We start from the raw sequence: 17,978 nt of genomic DNA, 5'->3' as shown, positions 1-17,978 counted from the left end.
CTGTCAGACCCCCTCTTCGTCGTCCCGCTCGGAAGGCGGCCGATCCGCCGCGACCAGCGCCGGCTCGTCGCCCGGCCCCAGCAGATGGGCGATCCAGCGTGTCTGGGGGTGGCTGTCCAGGGCAATCTTCAGGGTCATGGTCAGCACCACCGACAGCAGCATCCCCACCGCGCCGAAGACCCAACCCCATACCACCAGCGACAGGAAGGCCACGAAGGTGGAGAGCCCCAGCGCCTTGCCCATCATCCGTGGCTCGACGATATTGCCGATCAAAAAGTTGATGCCCAGATAGGCCGACGCCAGCAGCAACGCATCGATCAGACCACCCTGGGGCGAGACCAGCAGAAGCATCACCGGCGGCACCGCGGCGATGGCCGACCCGATATTGGGAATATAGTTGAGGGCAAAGGCGAGCACCGCCCATAGCAGCGGGAAATCCACCCCCACCAGCAGGCAGGCGACCCAGACCAGGGCGCCGGTCACCAGGCTGACCACCGTCTTCACCGCCAGGTAGCGCTTGAGGGTCAGGCTGAATTCGCTGAAGCGATCCAGGCTGGGGGCCGGGTTGGCCAGGGCACGGGAGAGCTTGTCGCGGAAATTCAGGGTCTCGAAGAGCATGAACACCGCCAGCAGCCCGACCACGACACTCTGCATCAGCAGGTTGCCCACCTCCCCGATCAGGGCCGGGATCCAGCCGCCCAGCTGTTCGGCATCCAGCAGCTCGGCCAGGCGTTCGGTATCGATGGCCAGACCCAGGCGCGACAGGCCATCCAGCAGCCCCAGGTAGTAGTCATAGAGCTTCTGCTCGATGCCCGGCAGGGCATCGACGAAGGTACCGAAGCTGTTGACCAGCAGCACGCCCAGCAGCGAGATGACTCCGCCGATCACTATCAGGGTCAGCCATACCGAGAGGCGCAATCCCAGGCCATGGCGGTTGAGCCACAGTACCGGTGCGGTGCAGATCACCGCGATAAAGGCCGCCAGCAGCATGGGTACCAGCAGGCTGGCACCGGCCCGCATACCGGCCACGATCACCACCAGCGCCGCCAGCCCCAGCACCAGGTTCAGCGGTATGATGCCCGTCGTATCCTCGTCAGCATCCCTCATCAGGATCTCCCTAGCCGTTCATGGCCTTCATCATGCCCCTTCGCCAGGACGGCAACAATCGACAGCAATGTCTCCAAAACGCCGAACCCCCGCCGCCGGCGGGGGTTCGATGCACCCAGGCACTGGGCCAGGTTACAGATTGATCGCTTCCTGCCCCCCCATATAGGGACGCAACGCCTCGGGCACGGTCACCGAGCCGTCGGCGTTCTGGTAGTTCTCCAGCACCGCCACCAGGCAACGCCCCACCGCCAGACCGGAGCCGTTGAGGGTATGCAGCAGCTGTGGCTTCTTCTGTTCGGGATGGCGGAAGCGCGCCTGCATGCGCCGCGCCTGAAAGTCCTCGCAATTGGAGACCGAGGAGATCTCGCGGTAGGTCTCCTGGCTGGGGATCCATACCTCCAGGTCGTAGGTCTTGGCGGCGCCGAATCCCATGTCGCCGCTGCACAGGGTCACCACCCGGTAGGGCAGCTCGAGGGCCTGGAGAATCGCCTCGGCGTGGCCGCGCATCTCCTCCAGCACCGTGTAGCTTTGCTCCGGCTCGACCATCTGCACCATCTCCACCTTGTCGAACTGGTGCTGGCGGATCATGCCGCGCGTATCGCGGCCATGGGAGCCCGCCTCGCTGCGGAAGCAGGGCGTATGGGCGGTGAGCTTCACCGGCAACGCCTTGGCCTCGAGGATCTCGTCACGAGCAAAGTTGGTCAGCGGCACCTCGGCGGTGGGGATAAGGTGGTAGCCGCGCTCATCGTCCAGCCTGAACAGGTCCTCGCCGAACTTGGGCAGCTGGCCGGTGCCGCGCAGCGAAGCCTCGTTGACCATGTAGGGCACGTAGCACTCCTCGTAGCCATGCTCCTGGGTCTGCTTGTCGAGCATGAACTGCGTCAGCGCACGGTGCAGCCGCGCGATGGGTCCGCGCATCACCGCGAAACGCGCCCCGGTCAGCTTGGCGGCCAGGTCGAAGTCGAGGTCCCCCTTCAGTTCGCCCAGGTCGACGTGGTCGCGAACCGTGAAGTCGAACTCGCGGGGGGTGCCCCAGCGGTGCAGCTCGACGTTGTCGCTCTCGTCGGCCCCCTCGGGCACGCTCTCGTGGGGCAGGTTGGGAATGCCGCTCACCGCATCGTCCCACTCGGCCTGGACCTCGGCCAGACGCGTCTTGGCGCCATCCAGGCGCTCGCCCAGATCACTCACCTCGTCGAGCAGCGGCTGGATATCCTCGCCCGCTGCCTTGGCCTTGCCGATCGCCTTGGAGCGGGTGTTGCGCTCGGCCTGCAGCGACTCGGTCTCGGCCTGCAGCTCCCGGCGCCGGGACTCCAGCGCCGAAAGGCGTTCGGTGTCCAAGGCAAAGCCCCGCTTGGCGAGTCGTTGGGCGACCGTCTCGAGGTCGCTGCGCAGCAGTTTGGGATCGAGCATGGAATCGGTCCGTTGCAGTCGGTGATTGGAGGTGTCGGCCGCGGGTAAGCGGCGGCAGGAAACAGACCGACCATTGTAGGCAAAAGGCGAAAGTGGCGCCACGCGAACCGGCCGCCGGGATGCGCCCTCGGGCCCCGCGCGGTAAAGTAGCTCCATCCACGCTTCCTCACGAAGATGCCCATGATCGCTCGACTGGACACCACCGATGCCGGCACCGCCCCCGGGCTTGCCGCACCCTACCTGCGTTTTCTCGAGACCCTGAAGGCCGCCGGCTTCGAGGGTGAGATCGCCCCGGACTACGCCGATCGTACGGTGCTGGCCACCGACAACTCCATCTACCAGCGCCTGCCACAGGCCGCGCTCTACCCCCGCCACGGCGAGGACCTGCAGCGCATCGCCCACCTGGCCGGCCAGGTCGAGCACCGCCAGGTGGTGCTCACGCCCCGCGGCGGCGGCACCGGCACCAACGGCCAGTCGCTCACCGACGGTCTGGTGGTGGACGTGTCGCGGCACATGAACCGGATTCTCGAGATCGACGTGGAGAACCGCCGGGTGCGGGTCCAGGCCGGGGTGGTCAAGGACCAGCTCAACGCGGCGCTCAAGCCCCACGGGCTGTTCTTCGCCCCCGACCTCTCGACCTCCAATCGCGCCACCATCGGTGGCATGATCTCCACCGACGCCAGCGGCCAGGGCAGCTGCGAGTACGGCAAGACCCGTGACCACGTGCTCGAGCTCGAGGCACTCCTGCTGGGCGGCGAGAGGCTGGTCAGCCGGCCGGTGGCGGAGAGCGAGCTTCAGACGCTGTGTGCCCCCGAGACCACCAGCGGCCGTGCCTACCGTACCGCCCTGGAGGTCATCGATACCCAGGGCGAGCTGATCCGGGCCAAGTTTCCGCCCCTCAACCGCTGCCTGACCGGCTACGACCTGGCGCACCTGAGAGATGACCGGGGCCGGCTCGACATGAACAGCCTGCTGTGTGGCTCCGAGGGCTCGCTGGGCTTGCTCGACGAGGCGGTGCTCAACGTGCTGCCGATCCCCAGACACTCAACCCTGGTCAATGTGCGCTACGCCGGCTTCATGGATGCCCTGCGCGACGCCAAGGCGCTCAAGGCCAGTTCCGCCGGCCCCACCTCTATCGAGACGGTTGACGACCGGGTACTGACCCTGGCCATGGAGGACTTCGTCTGGGACAGCGTGGCGGAGTTCTTCCCCGCCGGTGAGACGCCGGTACGCGGCATCAACCTGGTGGAGTTCAACGACGATGACCCCGAGCGCCTGAGTGAGCGCGTCGAGGCCTTCTGTCGCCACCTGGAGAGTGACCACAGCGTCGAGCGCCTGGGCTTCACCCTGGCCGAGGGGCGCGGGCAGATCCAGAAGGTCTACGGGATGCGCAAACGGGCCGTGGGCCTGCTGGGCAACGCCAGGGTCGATGCCAAGGGCGAGAAGCGCCCCATCCCCTTCGTCGAGGACACCGCGGTGCCCCCGGAGCATCTGGCCGACTTCATCGCCGAATTCCGGGCCGCCCTCGATGCCCGGGGCCTCGAGTACGGCATGTTCGGCCACGTGGATGCCGGGGTGCTGCACGTGCGCCCCGCCATCGACATGAAGGACCCGGCCCAGGAGCGGCTGATCCGCGAGGTCTCCGACGAGGTGGCCGAGCTGACCCGCAAGTACGGCGGCCTGCTGTGGGGAGAGCACGGCAAGGGCGTGCGCTCGGAGTACGCGCCGAGGTTCTTCGGCGAGCTCTACCCCAGCCTGCAGCGGATCAAGGCGGCCTTCGATCCCCACAACCAGTTGAACCCTGGCAAGATCGCTACCCCACTGGCGACAGGAGAAGCCACTCAAGATGAGGCAGTGAACCTGGTCGACCCGGGCCTGCTGACCATCGATGGTGTGCCGACCCGGGGCCAGCACGATCGGACCATCGACGAGCGAGCATGGCAGGCCCACGCCGCCACCGTCTACTGCAACGGCAACGGTGCCTGCTACAACTACGATCCCGATGACGCCATGTGCCCGTCGTGGAAGGCCACCCGCGACCGCATCCACTCCCCCAAGGGGCGCGCCAGCCTGGTCCGCGAGTGGCTGCGCCTGCAGAGCGAGGCCGGCGTCGACCTGGTCGAGGAGTCCCGAAAGAAGAAGGCCGAGGGTGCCTGGGGCTTCGTCAGGGACTTCCCGAAGCGGCTCGGCAACACCCTGGCCAGGCGACGCGGCGAGAAGGACTTCTCCCACGAGGTCTACGACGCCATGGCCGGATGCCTGGCCTGCAAGTCCTGTGCCGGCCAGTGCCCGATCAAGGTCAACGTGCCGGACTCCCGCGCGCAATTCCTCGAGGTCTACCACGGCCGCTACCTGCGCCCGGTGCGTGACTACCTGATCGGCGGCCTGGAGTTCATGGTCCCGACCCTGTCGCGCATCGCCCCGCTCTACAATGCCGCCCTGGGCAACCGGCTGGTGGAGCGCCTGCTGGCCGGCCCCGTCGGCATGGTGGACAGCCCCCGGCTCTCCCGCGCCAGCCTGAGGAAGCAGCTGGCGGCCTGGGGCGTGGCGGAGGCGACCCCGACCTCGCTGGGCCTGCTCACCGATGCCCAGAAGGCGCGCAGTGTGGTGATCGTCCAGGACGCCTTCACCAGCTACTTCGAGGCCCGGCTGGTCATGGATATCGTCGAGCTGTTGAGCCGGCTTGAGTTCCGGGTCTTCGTGGCCCCCTACTCTCCCAACGGCAAGCCGCTCAACGTGCAGGGCTTCCTGGGTGCCTTCGAGCACACCGCCGCGAAACAGGCCGAACGACTCGGGATGCTGGCCGAGTCCGGGGTACCGCTGGTGGGCATCGACCCGGCCATGACCCTCACCTATCGCCAGGAGTACGTGAAGGCGCTGGGGGCCGACGCCGTGCCCGAGGTACTGATGCTGCAGGAGTGGCTGGCCGCCCTTCTGCCGACCCTTGCCCCCCGCCGACTGGCGGTGACGGGGCCCGGGTACCGGCTGCTCTCGCACTGCACCGAGAAGACCAACGCCCCGGGCAGCCCCAGGGCCTGGCAACAGCTGTTCGCCGCCTTCGGCCTGGAGCTCGAACTGGTCGCGACCGGCTGCTGCGGCATGTCCGGCACCTACGGCCATGAAGCGCGCAACCTCGAGACCTCGAAGACCATCTACGCCCAGTCGTGGCAGCCGGTAGTCGAGGCCGAGGCAAGCGCCGGTCGCCTGCTGGCCACCGGCTACTCCTGCCGCAGCCAGGTGAAGCGCCTGTCTGAGACGGCGCTGCCGCATCCGCTGCAGGCGCTGCTGGCCGAGCTCAAGCGGCAGGGTTAGAGCCGCACTGCACGACACGAGGCGCCAGGAACGGGCGCCTCGCGGTGCGCGCCCCCGCGCCTGCGGACGAGACGCTCCGGCAACTGCGGCATCACGCGTATAGCGCTACCCATCGGTAGTGGCTAATCTGCAGAGTGGACCCCGCCTGGAGCCTCGCCATGGACAGCCCCGCCGTACTCCTCACCGGCATCGGCCTGCTATCGCTGGCCTGCCAGTGGCTCGCCTGGCGCCTCCGGGTGCCCGCCATCCTGCCGCTGCTGATCACCGGCATCCTGGTGGGGCCGGCAAGTGGCCTGCTCGATCCAGACGCCCTGCTCGGCGACCTGCTCTTCCCGCTGGTCTCGCTGGCCGTGGCGGTGATCCTATTCGAGGGCAGCCTGACCCTGAACCTCGGCGAGCTGCGTGGCCACGGCCATACGGTAAGCCGGCTGGTCACCTGGGGCGCCCTGATCACCGCCGTGGTCAGCGCCCTGACCGCCCACTGGCTGCTGGGCCTCTCCTGGGGCATGGCCAGCGTGCTCGGTGCCCTGCTGGTGGTCACCGGGCCCACGGTGGTGCTGCCACTGCTGAAGACACTGCGCGCCAAGGAGTCGCTCTCCCGGATCCTGCGCTGGGAGGGCATCCTCATCGACCCGGTGGGCGCCATCGGCGCCGTGCTGGTCTACGAGTTCGTGGTCATCGGCGCGGCGGGCGACCCCTTTACCCACACCCTGGCGCTGTTCGGCTTCACCCTGGTGATCGGCTTCGGCCTGGGCGGCGCCGGCGGCTACCTGTGGGGCTGCGTGCTGCGCCACCACTGGCTGCCGCGCCAGCTGCACAGCTTCGGCACCCTGATGGTGATGCTGGCGCTCTTCACCCTCTCCAACCAGTTGTTCCACGAATCGGGCCTGCTCACCGTCACCGTGATGGGCGCCTGGCTGGCTAACATGAAGCGGGTACCCACCGAGCCGATCATCGAGTTCAAGGAGACCCTGACGGTCCTGCTGATCTCGGGGCTCTTCATCCTGCTCGCCGCACGCCTGCGGCTGGACCAGCTCGCCCTACTGGGCTGGCCGGCCTGGGCGTACCTCGGCGTGCTGATGCTGGTGGCCCGCCCCCTGGCGGTGTGGTTCTGTACCCTGGGCAGCGGCCTGGACCTCCGGGAGAGGGCGCTGCTGGCCTGGATCTCCCCCCGCGGCATCGTCGCCGCGGCGGTGGCCTCGCTGTTCGCGCTGAAGCTGGAGGAGCAGGGCGTGGAGGGCGCCGAGATGCTGGTGCCGGTGACCTTCCTGGTGATCATCGCCACCGTGGTGATCCAGAGCCTGCTGTCACGCCCCATCGCCAGGGCACTGGGGGTGATGACGCCGCCGCCCAGCGGCTTTTTGATCCTCGGCGCCAACCCGGTGGCACGCACCATCGCCCTGGCGCTGCAGCAGGCCGGCTTCGCGGTTCGCCTGACCGATACCGACCGTGAGGCGCTGGAAGCGGCGCGCATGGTGGGGCTACCGGTCTACTACGGCAAGCCCCACTCCGAACATGCCGAGACCCATCTGGAGCTCACCGGGCTGGGCCACTTCCTGCCCCTCTCGCCCTATCGCGAGGCCAACGACCTGGCGGCGCTGCATTTCGCCGAGCAGTTCGCTCCCGGCAAGGTATTTCGCATCGAGGCCAGCAGGGATGACCAGGCCGAGCGCCAGCGTCCCCGGGACCTGGCCGAACTGCCGCGGCTGTTCGGGGAGAAGGTCAGCTGGGCCGACCTGGCCAGCCGGGTCGCCCGCGGCGCCGAGGTGCGCGTGGCACGCCTGCATGAGGATCACGACTTCGTCGCCTATCGCCGCGACCACGACGACCGGCTGCTGGCACTCTTCTGCCTCGACGCCAAGGGACAAGTGCGGGTAGCCAGCGATCGAAGCGAACTCGACCCGCAGCCCGGCGAGACGGTCATCTGCCTGATCGACCCGACATCGCCGGCGTTCTGAGCATCGAGTTGCTCAAGCGGCTCAGAAGAACAGCCGCCTAAGCGCCTGGCCGGGATCGGCCTCGCGCATGAAGGCCTCGCCGACGAGAAAGGCGTTGACGTCGTGCTCGCGCATGCGCAGCACGTCGCCGGGGGTGTGGATGCCGGACTCGGTGACCACGGTGACACCGGCGGGTATGCGCGGCAGCAGCTCCAGGGTGGTGTCCAGAGTGGTGTCAAAGGTGTGCAGGTCGCGGTTGTTGATGCCCACCAGGTCGAGGTCCAGTTTGAGTGCCCGCTCCAGCTCCAGGGCGTCGTGGACCTCCACCAGCACGTCCATGCCCAGTTCCAGCGCCTGGCGGTGCAGGTCGGCCAGCTGGGCGTCGTCCAGGGCCGCGACGATCAGCAGGATGCAGTCGGCGCCGATGGCGCGAGCCTCGCTGACCTGATAGCCGTGGGTGATGAAGTCCTTGCGGATCACCGGCAGGCTGCAGGCGTCGCGGGCCTCAATCAGGAAGTCCTCGTGGCCCTGGAAGAAGTCGGCGTCGGTGAGCACCGAGAGGCAGGCGGCGCCACCCTCGGCATAGCTGGCGGCGATCTCGCCGGGACGGAACTCCTCGCGGATCACCCCGCGGGAGGGCGAGGCCTTCTTGACCTCGGCGATCACCGCCGGGTCGCCCTGGGCGATGCGTCGCGCCAGCGCCGCATTGAAGCCCCGCGGTGCCCCCTGCTCAGCGGCCAGGCGCAGCAGCTCGGCCTCGGACACGGCGCGGGCGCGCTCGGCGACCTCCTCCTCCTTGCGCTGGAGGATGCGGGTCAGGATGGTCGGGGTACTGGAACCGCTCATGGGGTGACTCCTCTTGGGGGTGCGCTAAGAGAGTGAAGGGCGCTCACTGCAGGAAGACGCGGGTAAAATTGGCCAGTTCCTTGAGCTTCTCCAGGGGCAGCTTCGAAGCCTGGGCATCCTGGGCCAGTGCCACCCCCTCCTTGAGACTGTCGGCCACGTCGGCGGCATAGAGGGCCGCGCCGGCGTTCAGCGACACGATGTCCGCCGCCGGCCCCTCGCCCACCAGGGCCTGTTCCACCAGGCGCAGGCTCTCCTCGGCTGAGGCGACCCGCAGCGGATCCAGGGACTGGCGCTTGATGCCGAGCTCATCGGGAGTGATCACGTACTCGTGGATCTCGCCCTCCCTGAGCTCGGCCACCAGGGTCGGCTGGGCGAGGGATATCTCGTCCAGGCCATCCTCGGCGTGCACCACCAGTACATGACGGCTGCCCAGGCGACGCAGTACATCGGCCATCAGCGGTACCAGTTCCGGGGCGTAGACGCCCAGCACCTGGTTAGGGGCGCCGGCGGGGTTGGTCAGGGGCCCGAGGATGTTGAACAGGGTGCGCACGCCCATCTCACGGCGCGGCGCGACCGCGTAGCGCATCGCCGGGTGGTGGTTGGGAGCAAACATGAAGCCCACGCCCACCTGCTCGATGCAGCGCGCCACCTGCTCGGCATCGAGGTCGAGGTGGATACCCGCCACGGCGAAGAGGTCGGCACTGCCGGACGAGGAGGAGACGCCGCGGTTGCCGTGCTTGGCCACGTGGCCGCCGGCGGCGGCGACCACGAAGCTCGCCGCGGTGGAGACGTTGAACAGGTTGGCGCCATCGCCACCGGTGCCGACGATGTCCACCACGTTGTCCGCCTGGAGGTGAACCGGCTTCATCAATTCGCGCATCACCTGGGCGGCGGCGCTGATCTCCTCGGCGGTCTCGCCCTTCATGGCCATGCCCATCAGGAAGGCGGCGATCTGCGGGTCGCTGACCTCCCCGGTCATGATCTGGCGCATCACCTCATGGGTCTCGGCGAAGCTGAGGTTCTCGCGGCGCATCAGGGCCCCGAGGGCATCTCGCATCTGCATCATGGTTCTCCTCGAATCAGGCACGGCCCAGCGGCGCCTGGGGGCGACGCTTCAGGAAGTTGGCCAGCAGCTCGTGGCCCTGGCGGGTCAGGATCGACTCGGGATGGAACTGCACGCCCTCCACATCCAGCTCGCGGTGGCGCAGCCCCATGATCAACCCCGGCGTGATGTCATTGTCATCGGTCCAGGCGGTCACCTCCAGGCACTCGGGAAGCGTCTCCCTCTCCACTACCAGGGAGTGATAGCGGGTCACCTCCAGGGGGTCCTCCAGGCCCTCGAAGACCCCGAGCCCCGAGTGGCGGATGGCCGAGGTCTTGCCATGCATCACCTGGGGGGCACGCACGACCTTGCCACCATAGACCTGACCGATGGCCTGGTGACCCAGGCAGACGCCGAGTATCGGCAGGCGCCCGGCGAAGTGGCGGATGGCCTCCATGGAGATGCCCGCCTGGTCGGGGGTGCAGGGGCCCGGCGAGATCACCAGGTGGGTCGGGGCCATGGCCGCGATCTCGTCGAGGGTGATGGCATCGTTGCGGCGGGTCACCACCTCGGCACCCAACTCGCCCAGGTACTGGACCACGTTGAAGGTGAAGCTGTCGTAGTTGTCGATCATGCAGACTTTCATGGGTCTCTCCGCCACCGGGCTATTCGAGGTTGTCCAGGCCACGCTCGGCCATGGCCACGGCGCGGAACAGCGCCCGCCCCTTGTTGAGGGTCTCCTGCCACTCCATCTCGGGCACCGAATCGGCGACGATGCCGGCGCCGGCCTGGACGTGCAGCTGGCCATCCTTGATCACCGCGGTGCGGATGGCGATGGCGGTGTCCAGGTTGCCGTGCCAGGAGAGGTAGCCCACCGCCCCGGAATAGATGCCGCGCTTGACCGGCTCGAGCTCGTCGATGATCTCCAGGGCGCGGATCTTGGGCGCGCCGGAGACGGTGCCCGCCGGAAAGGTGGCGCGCAGGGCATCCATGGCGGTGAGGCCCGGCGCGAGTCGCCCGGTAACATTGGAGACGATGTGCATGACGTGGGAGTAGCGCTCCACCACCATCTCCTCGGTGACCTTCACCGAGCCGGTCTCGCTGATGCGGCCGACGTCGTTGCGCCCCAGATCGATCAGCATCAGGTGCTCGGCACGCTCCTTGGGATCGGCCAGCAGCTCCGCCTCCAGCTCACGGTCCTCGGCCTCGGTGCGGCCGCGCTTGCGGGTGCCGGCGATGGGACGCACCGTCACCTCGCCCTCCTCCAGGCGGGTGAGGATCTCCGGCGAGGAGCCGGCCACCTGGTGGTCGCCCAGGTCGAGGAAGAACATGTAGGGCGACGGGTTGAGGCTGCGCAGCGCCCGGTAGAGGTCCAGCGGCGCGGCGCGATAGGGAATCGACATGCGCTGGGAGGGCACGCACTGCATGACGTCGCCGGCCAGCACGTACTCCTTGATGGTCTCCACCGCGGCCTTGAAGCCCGCCTCGGTGAAGCCGGAGGTGAAGTCCCCCTCCTCCACTGCGGCGCTGCCGGTGCCGGGACTCACGGTGTTGAGGGTGGCGCTGCGCAGGCGGATCTCCAACGCTTCCAGTCGCTCCACGGCGCTGGCATAGGCGCCGGGCTCGGCCGGATCGGCATGGGTCCACAGCGTCAGGCGACCGGAGAGGTTGTCGAACACCACCAGTTCATCGCACACCATCAGCAGGATATCCGGCACATCCAGCGGGTCGGGCTTGGCGGCGGCGGCCTCGCTGCGCAGGCGCGGCTCGATATAGCGGATGGTGTCATAGCCGAAGTAGCCCACCAGCCCCCCGTCGAAACGCGGCTGGTCATCCAGGCGCGGCACCTTGAAGCGCGCCTGGAACTGTTCGATCCAGGCCAGGGGGTCCTCGACCTCGGCGGCACCGTGGAGTTCGCCGTCGACGATATGGCTGATGCTGAAACCACGTACCTCGATGCGTTCGCGACAGGGCAGGCCGATGATCGAGTAGCGCCCCCACTTCTCGCCGCCTTGCACCGACTCCAGCAGGAAGGTCCAGGGCGCATTGGCGAGCTTCAGGTAAGTAGAGAGCGGTGTGTCGAGATCGGCCAGCACCTCGCGGGTGACCGGGATGCGGTTATAGCCGGCATCGGCCAGCTCATGAAAGCGTTCGGGGGTCATCATGCCCGGTATCCTCGATAAGACGGGTTGGCAATGGCAGGCGCCCAGGCGCAGCGGCTCAAGCGAGTGGAGTGAGCGTCACCATCGCCAGCCGCCCCGAGCGGGCGGCCGGGCAGACAGGAAGGCGGCAAGGGGGGCGCCGCTGGAGCGGGTGTTGTCCATGAACATGCGGGTGGTCATCGAGGGGGTGTCCGCGTCTTATATCAATAACATATTGAAAAGGCTCTACCTTATAGCAATAGCCAAGCTCACGTTAAACGAGTTCCGCCAGCGATTCAACCACGCCATCCGGGCCGCTGTCGCGCACCGGCTCGCCGTGATTGTAACCGTAGGGGACCGCCAGGGTGCGGAAACCCGCGGCCTTGCCGGCGGCGACATCGTGGCGTGAGTCTCCCACCATCAGGCAGGCCGCGGGCGAGACATCGAAGTGGGCCGCGACATGCAGCAGCGGTGCCGGATGCGGCTTCTTCTCGGGGAGGCTGTCGCCGCCCAGGCATAGGGCAAAGTGCGCGTCGAGCCCCACGCCCTCCAGCAGTGGCGCGATAAAGGCATGGGGCTTGTTGGTCACCAGCGCCAGGGGCAAGCCACGGCCGCGCAGGGCATCCAGGCACTCGCGCACTCCCGCGTAGAGCCGGGTATGGGCTCCGGGATCGCGGCCGTAGTGTTCGAGGAAGGCGGCATGAGCGCGCTCCAGCAGGGCTTCATCGACTTCACCAGCCGCCGTGGGCGAGGCTGGTCCGGCGACTGATCTACGAGGGGGCGCTGTGAACCCATCCCTGGGCGCTACCGATGCCATCCCTGGCATAGGACCCCCTCTACGATCAGTCCCCGGCGCCTCGCTGGGATACGTTGCCAACCTCAACGCGCGCTCCATCAATACCCGGGAGCCATTGCCGACCCAGTCGCGCACCAGCGCCTCGCCGGCGAGGGGCAGGCCCAGTTCGGCCAGGGCCGCGTCCACGGCGATGGCCAGGTCGGGCACCGAGTCGATCAGGGTGCCGTCGAGGTCGAAGGCCACCAGTTCGATGCCATCGAGAATGGGGTGCATGCTCGCTCCTTGTACTCTGTGGGGCCCCTGCCCCGTGGGCAGGCTTGGCGGAGTCCCCCGCGCCAGCAGCCAGTCCCGCTTCTGCGCCGCAGAGAGCCGCTTGATCCGGGCCTCCAGACGCAGCGCCTCGCCGCGGCTGCCCACCGGCTCGTGATGACGCAGCCTCAAGGGCCCCTTGCCGCGCAGCGCCTTGGCGCCACGCCCGGCGACGTGCTCGGCGAAGCGTCGCGCCACGTCGGTGGTGATGCCGGTGTAGAGCGCACCGCCGGCGGTCTCCAGCAGGTAGAGGTACCACACCGCCACCTTCTCCGTGGGGCACTCGCCGGGCCTGGAACGGGTCCCGGTCACCGGCTCAGCGCACACCGGCCAGCTGCTCGCGAAACTCGCGGATCACGCCGTCATAGCGGTGCGGGTCTGACTCGTTCCTCGCCTTGAACACCGCCGAACCGGCCACGAAGGTGTCGGCGCCGGCGCGGGCGATCTCGGCGATATTGTCGACCTTCACCCCGCCATCCACCTCCAGGCGGATATCGCGGCCGGAGGCATCGATGCGCCGGCGCGCCTCGCGCAGCTTGTCCAGGGTGGCGGGAATGAACGACTGGCCACCGAAACCGGGGTTGACGCTCATCAGCAGCACCATGTCGACCTTGTCCATCACATAGTCGAGATAGGAGAGCGGCGTGGCCGGGTTGAACACCAGGCCGGCCCGGCAGCCACCGTCGCGGATCAGCTGCAGGGAGCGGTCGATATGGTCGGAGGCCTCGGGATGGAAGGTGATGATGCTGGCCCCGGCAGCGATGAAGTCACCGATCAGCTGGTCCACGGGACGCACCATCAGGTGCACGTCGATGGGCGCGGTCACGCCGTGCTTGCGCAGTGCCGCGCAGACCATGGGCCCGATGGTCAGGTTGGGCACATAGTGATTGTCCATCACATCGAAGTGGACGATATCGGCGCCGGAGGCGAGGACATCGTCCACCTCCTCACCCAGCCGGGCAAAATCGGCGGAGAGGATCGAAGGCGCGATCTGGAAATCGCGGGTCGCGTCGGTCATGGCAGGGATCCCGGGTCGATGACGAGAGGGCACATTCTACCAGAACGCCCCGCCACCGGCAGGCGACAGGATGACCAGAGCGCAGGGGTATATTCTATAATTGAATAAAAAATACCATTGTAATTACCTTTGATGACTCATAACCTTCTCACAACGCTACCCACCCCTCTTCCGGAGTCTCGCCATGACCCTCGATCTACGCTTTCCGCGCTCGCTGCTCGCCATCGCCCTGGGTGCCGGCCTGGCCTCACCGGTCGCGGCCGCCGAGCGCGAGCTGCTCAACTCCTCCTATGACATCGCCCGGGAGCTGTTCTCCGCCATCAACCCCGAGTTCATCGCCCACTGGCAGCAGACCCAGGGCGAGGAGATCGCCATCCAGCAATCCCATGGCGGCTCCTCGGCCCAGGCCCGCGCCATTCTCCAGGGGCTGCGCGCCGACGTGGTGACCTACAACCAGGTCACCGATGTCCAGGTGCTGGCCGATGACGGCCTGGTGGCCGAGGATTGGCAGCAGGCGCTGCCCAACAATGCCTCGCCCTACTACTCCACCACCGCCTTCCTCGTGCGCAAGGGCAACCCCAAGGGCATCGAGGGATGGGACGACCTGGATGACGCGGGCGTGGAGATTGTCTTCCCCAACCCCAAGACCTCGGGCAACGGCCGCTACACCTATCTGGCTGCCTGGGGCTTCGCGGATCACCAGTTCGACGGGGATGAAGCGCAGATCCAGGAGTTCATGCGCGACTTCCTGGGCAACGTGAAGGTCTTCGACACCGGTGGCCGCGGCGCCACCACCAGCTTCATCGAGCGCGGCATCGGCGACGTCCTGATCAGCTTCGAGTCCGAGGTCAACAACATCCGCGGCGAGTATGGCAGCGACGACTACGAGGTGATCGTGCCGCCGGTGAGCATCCTGGCCGAGTTCCCGGTAGCGGTAGTGGAACCCAATACCGAGCGCAACGGCACCGAGGAGCTGGCCCAGGCCTACGTGGAGTACCTCTACAGCGAGGAGGCCCAGCGCCAGCTGGCCGGCTTCAACTACCGGGTGAATCACGAGGCGGTGGCCGAGGAGTTCGCCGGGCAGTTCCCCGAGACCCAGCTGCTACGTGTCGAGGAGGTCTTCGGCGGCTGGGATCAGGCCATGGAAACCCACTTCGGCAGCGGCGGTCAGCTCGACCAGCTGCAGCGCCGCTGAGCGCCGGGAGTCGATCGATGAGCGCCCTGGCCTTCGCCCTGCCCCGTCGTCGCCGCGTGCTGCCCGGCTTCGGCCTGTCGCTGGGCATCAGCCTCACCTTCGTGTCGTTGGTGCTGCTGCTGCCGATGACCGGCCTGGTGGGCCAGCTAAAAGGGCTCAGCCTGGCTGAGTACTGGGCGATCGTCAGCGACGGCCGGGTGGTGGCCAGCTACACGGTGACGATCGGCGCCGCCGCCGTGGCGGCGCTGGCCAACGCCGCCTTCGGCCTGCTGCTCGCCTGGGTACTGGTGCGCTACGACTTCCCGGGCAAGCGCCTGCTCGACGCCCTGATGGACCTGCCCTTCGCGCTGCCCACCGCGGTGGCCGGCATCACCCTCGCGACCCTCTATGCCGGCAACGGCTGGATCGGACGGCTGCTCGAACCACTGGGGCTAGAAGTGGCCTATACCTGGGTGGGCATCGCCCTGGCCATGGCCTTCACCAGCATTCCCTTCGTGGTGCGCACGGTGCAGCCGGTGCTCGAGGACCTGCCACCCGAAGTCGACGAGGCGGCCATGACCCTTGGCGCCTCGGATGCCACCGCCTTCCGCCGGGTGATCCTGCCCTACCTATGGCCGGCACTGGTCACCGGCACCGGGCTGGCCTTCGTGCGCTCCCTGGGCGAGTTCGGGGCCATCATCTTCATCGCCGGCAACGCCCCCTTCGAGACCGAGATCACCGCGCTGATGATCTTCGTCAAGCTGCAGGAGTACGACTATGCCGGCGCTTCAGCCATCGCCTCGGTAGTGCTGGCCGTCTCCCTTGCACTGCTGCTGGCCATCAACGTCTGGCACGGCCATTTCATCAAGCGACTGCATGGAGGACGAGGCTGATGCAACGAGTCGGTGATTCCCCGGCGGTGCGCCGCCTCCTGGTCGCCGCCGCCGTTCTGCTGGCGGCCCTGTTCCTGCTGCTGCCGCTGGTGGCGATCTTCGCCCAGGCCTTCTCCCAGGGCGTCGGCGTGTTCTGGGCCAACGTCAGCGACAACTACACCCTGGCGGCCATCGGCCTGACGCTGTTCATCGCCGCCATGACCATCCCCGTCTGCCTGGTGTTCGGGGTGGCCCTGGCCTGGTTGGTGACCCGCTTCCAGTTTCCCGGCCGACGCCTGCTGCAGACCCTGATCGATATCCCCTTCGCGGTGTCGCCGGTGGTGGCAGGGCTCGTCTATCTGCTGCTCTATGGCCGCAACGGCTGGGTCGGCGGCTGGCTCGATGCCCAGGATATCCAGCTGATGTTCGCCTGGCCGGGCATCCTGATGGTGACGGTGTTCGTGACCAGCCCCTTCGTGGCCCGCGAGCTGATCCCGCTGATGCAGGCCCAGGGTTCCCGCGAGGAGGAAGCCGCCGTGACGTTGGGGGCGCCTGGCTGGACCATCTTCCGCCGGGTCACCCTGCCCAATATCCGCTGGGCCCTGCTCTATGGGGTGATCCTCACCAATGCCAGGGCGGTCGGCGAGTTCGGTGCGGTCTCGGTGGTCTCCGGCGCCATCCGCGGCGAGACCATGACCCTGCCCCTGCACCTGGAACAGCTCTACCAGGACTACAACGCCGTGGGCGCCTTCTCGAGCGCCGCCCTGCTGGCACTGATCGCTTTGTTCACCCTGGCCGCCAAGGCCGGCCTGGAATGGCGCATCGCGCGCCAGGAGGTTTCCCCATGAGCATCCGCCTGACTGATATCGCCAAGCACTATGGCCGTGCCGGGCGTGCCCTGGAGCCGGTGAGTCTGGAGATCGCCGAGGGCGAGCTGGTGGGCCTGCTGGGGCCCTCGGGCTCGGGCAAGACCACCCTGCTGCGCATCATCGCCGGCCTGGAGGCACCGGACCGAGCCCCCGCCGGACGCATCCTGTTCGGCGACCGCGACGTCACCGACGTGCATGTACGCGACCGGCGCATAGGCTTCGTCTTCCAGCACTATGCGCTGTTTCGCCATATGACGGTGTTCGACAACGTCGCCTTTGGCTTGACCGTGCTGCCGCGCCGCGAGCGCCCCTCAAGCGGCGAGATCCGCGCCCGGGTCCACCGCCTGCTGGAGATGGTGCAGCTCGAACACTTCGCCAGCCGCTACCCGGCCCAGCTCTCCGGCGGCCAGCAGCAGCGGGTCTCCCTGGCCCGGGCGCTGGCCCTGCGCCCCGACGTGCTGCTCCTCGACGAGCCCTTCGGGGCACTGGACGCCAAGGTTCGCCAGGAGCTGCGTCGCTGGCTGCGCCAGCTGCATGACGAGCTGGGCTTCACCAGCCTGTTCGTGACACACGACCAGGAGGAGGCCCTGGAGGTCTCCGACCGGGTTGCGGTGATGAGCCACGGGCGCATCGAGCAGATCGATACCCCGGACGCCCTCTACCGGACACCCGCCAATCGCTTCGTCTTCGAGTTCCTCGGCGACGTGAACCATCTCGAGGGTGAAGTGCGCAACGGGGTCCTGACCTGCGGCGAGGCACACCTGGCAGTGGCGCTCCCCGATGGCCCCGAGGAGTTGCTGCTGCGGCCCCACGAAGTACGCCTGGCGCAGGCCCCCACGCCGGAGGCCCGGCTACCGGTGACCGTCACCGCCATCTCCCCGGTGGGTGCCGAGGTGCGGGTAGAGATCGCCGCGGACTGGCTGGTCGAGCCCTGGCTTGCCACCCTGCGTCATGCCGACTATGAGCGCCTCGAGCTGCGGCGCGGCCAGAGGTTGTTCGTGATTCCACGCCGTTGGCACCGTTTCAGCGCTGACGCCACCCAGCAGCGCCAGCCCGCTGCCGCCTGAACCACCGCTCGGCTCGCCCCTCAGCCACCGCTATCTCTGACTAATGCCGGCCCCGTGGCCGGCGAACCGGCGATAACG

Annotated in this window: 14 protein-coding genes and 1 pseudogene; 6 read left to right on the top strand and 9 right to left on the bottom strand. The window is 67.8% G+C overall.

The window, feature by feature from the left end; all coding sequences use genetic code 11:
* Positions 1 to 3 precede the first annotated feature (3 nt).
* Positions 4 to 1,107: an AI-2E family transporter gene (locus tag GRB96_RS07305; protein ID WP_161431524.1), complete on the bottom strand. Its 1,104-nt coding sequence runs from the start codon at positions 1,105 to 1,107 to the stop codon at positions 4 to 6.
* Between the two features lie 132 nt (positions 1,108 to 1,239).
* Positions 1,240 to 2,517: a serine--tRNA ligase gene (serS, locus tag GRB96_RS07300; protein WP_161431523.1), complete on the bottom strand. Its 1,278-nt coding sequence runs from the start codon at positions 2,515 to 2,517 to the stop codon at positions 1,240 to 1,242.
* Positions 2,518 to 2,697: 180 nt separating this feature from the next.
* Here serS and ydiJ point away from each other — a divergent pair, with 180 nt between their 5' ends.
* Positions 2,698 to 5,829: a D-2-hydroxyglutarate dehydrogenase YdiJ gene (gene ydiJ, locus GRB96_RS07295; RefSeq protein WP_161431522.1), complete on the top strand. Its 3,132-nt coding sequence runs from the start codon at positions 2,698 to 2,700 to the stop codon at positions 5,827 to 5,829.
* A 158-nt stretch (positions 5,830 to 5,987) separates the two neighbouring features.
* Positions 5,988 to 7,787, top strand: coding sequence for a cation:proton antiporter (locus tag GRB96_RS07290; RefSeq protein WP_161431521.1), 1,800 nt, complete (start codon positions 5,988 to 5,990; stop codon positions 7,785 to 7,787).
* Between the two features lie 21 nt (positions 7,788 to 7,808).
* Here GRB96_RS07290 and trpC read toward each other — a convergent pair whose 3' ends face one another.
* The 7 genes and pseudogenes from trpC to rpe form a co-directional block, all read right to left on the bottom strand.
* The gene (gene trpC / locus GRB96_RS07285) at positions 7,809 to 8,612 is read right to left on the bottom strand and encodes an indole-3-glycerol phosphate synthase TrpC (RefSeq protein WP_161431520.1); all 804 of its coding nucleotides are present in this window, start codon (positions 8,610 to 8,612) and stop codon (positions 7,809 to 7,811) included.
* A 43-nt stretch (positions 8,613 to 8,655) separates the two neighbouring features.
* Positions 8,656 to 9,675 carry an anthranilate phosphoribosyltransferase gene (gene trpD, locus GRB96_RS07280; protein ID WP_161433043.1) on the bottom strand — a complete coding sequence of 340 codons (1,020 nt, stop codon included), beginning with the start codon at positions 9,673 to 9,675 and terminating at the stop codon, positions 8,656 to 8,658.
* A gap of 16 nt (positions 9,676 to 9,691) precedes the next feature.
* Complete coding sequence (locus GRB96_RS07275; RefSeq protein WP_161431519.1) at positions 9,692 to 10,300, bottom strand: anthranilate synthase component II; 609 nt, start codon at positions 10,298 to 10,300, stop codon at positions 9,692 to 9,694.
* A 19-nt stretch (positions 10,301 to 10,319) separates the two neighbouring features.
* Positions 10,320 to 11,816 carry an anthranilate synthase component I gene (gene trpE / locus GRB96_RS07270; protein WP_161433042.1) on the bottom strand — a complete coding sequence of 499 codons (1,497 nt, stop codon included), beginning with the start codon at positions 11,814 to 11,816 and terminating at the stop codon, positions 10,320 to 10,322.
* Positions 11,817 to 12,069: 253 nt separating this feature from the next.
* Positions 12,070 to 12,864, bottom strand: coding sequence for a phosphoglycolate phosphatase (gene gph / locus GRB96_RS07265; RefSeq protein ID WP_161433041.1), 795 nt, complete (start codon positions 12,862 to 12,864; stop codon positions 12,070 to 12,072).
* 90 nt (positions 12,865 to 12,954) lie between these two features.
* Positions 12,955 to 13,161, bottom strand: a pseudogene (locus tag GRB96_RS15660) (GIY-YIG nuclease family protein); the annotation flags it as partial.
* 55 nt (positions 13,162 to 13,216) lie between these two features.
* Positions 13,217 to 13,918: a ribulose-phosphate 3-epimerase gene (rpe, locus tag GRB96_RS07255; protein ID WP_161431518.1), complete on the bottom strand. Its 702-nt coding sequence runs from the start codon at positions 13,916 to 13,918 to the stop codon at positions 13,217 to 13,219.
* A 184-nt stretch (positions 13,919 to 14,102) separates the two neighbouring features.
* Between rpe and cysP the strand changes: the two genes are divergently transcribed.
* Genes cysP through GRB96_RS07235 form a run of 4 tightly spaced genes read left to right on the top strand, consistent with a single transcriptional unit; the run spans position 14,103 to position 17,900 of the window.
* A complete protein-coding gene (gene cysP / locus GRB96_RS07250) occupies positions 14,103 to 15,113 on the top strand; it encodes a thiosulfate ABC transporter substrate-binding protein CysP (RefSeq protein WP_161431517.1) in 1,011 nt (336 codons plus the stop codon).
* 17 nt (positions 15,114 to 15,130) lie between these two features.
* Positions 15,131 to 15,985 carry a sulfate ABC transporter permease subunit CysT gene (gene cysT, locus GRB96_RS07245; RefSeq protein ID WP_161431516.1) on the top strand — a complete coding sequence of 285 codons (855 nt, stop codon included), beginning with the start codon at positions 15,131 to 15,133 and terminating at the stop codon, positions 15,983 to 15,985.
* Positions 15,985 to 16,812 carry a sulfate ABC transporter permease subunit CysW gene (gene cysW / locus GRB96_RS07240; protein WP_161431515.1) on the top strand — a complete coding sequence of 276 codons (828 nt, stop codon included), beginning with the start codon at positions 15,985 to 15,987 and terminating at the stop codon, positions 16,810 to 16,812. The genes cysT and cysW overlap by 1 nt, the downstream gene beginning before the upstream one ends.
* A complete protein-coding gene (locus tag GRB96_RS07235) occupies positions 16,809 to 17,900 on the top strand; it encodes a sulfate/molybdate ABC transporter ATP-binding protein (RefSeq protein ID WP_161431514.1) in 1,092 nt (363 codons plus the stop codon). Before cysW ends, GRB96_RS07235 begins: the two co-directional genes overlap by 4 nt.
* Positions 17,901 to 17,978: the final 78 nt, after the last annotated feature.

This window comes from Halomonas alimentaria (assembly GCF_009902005.1).
Taxonomy (GTDB): Bacteria; Pseudomonadota; Gammaproteobacteria; order Pseudomonadales; family Halomonadaceae; genus Halomonas; species Halomonas alimentaria.
Note: the sequence above shows the minus strand (reverse complement) of the source record. Positions and strands in the feature narration are given on the sequence as shown.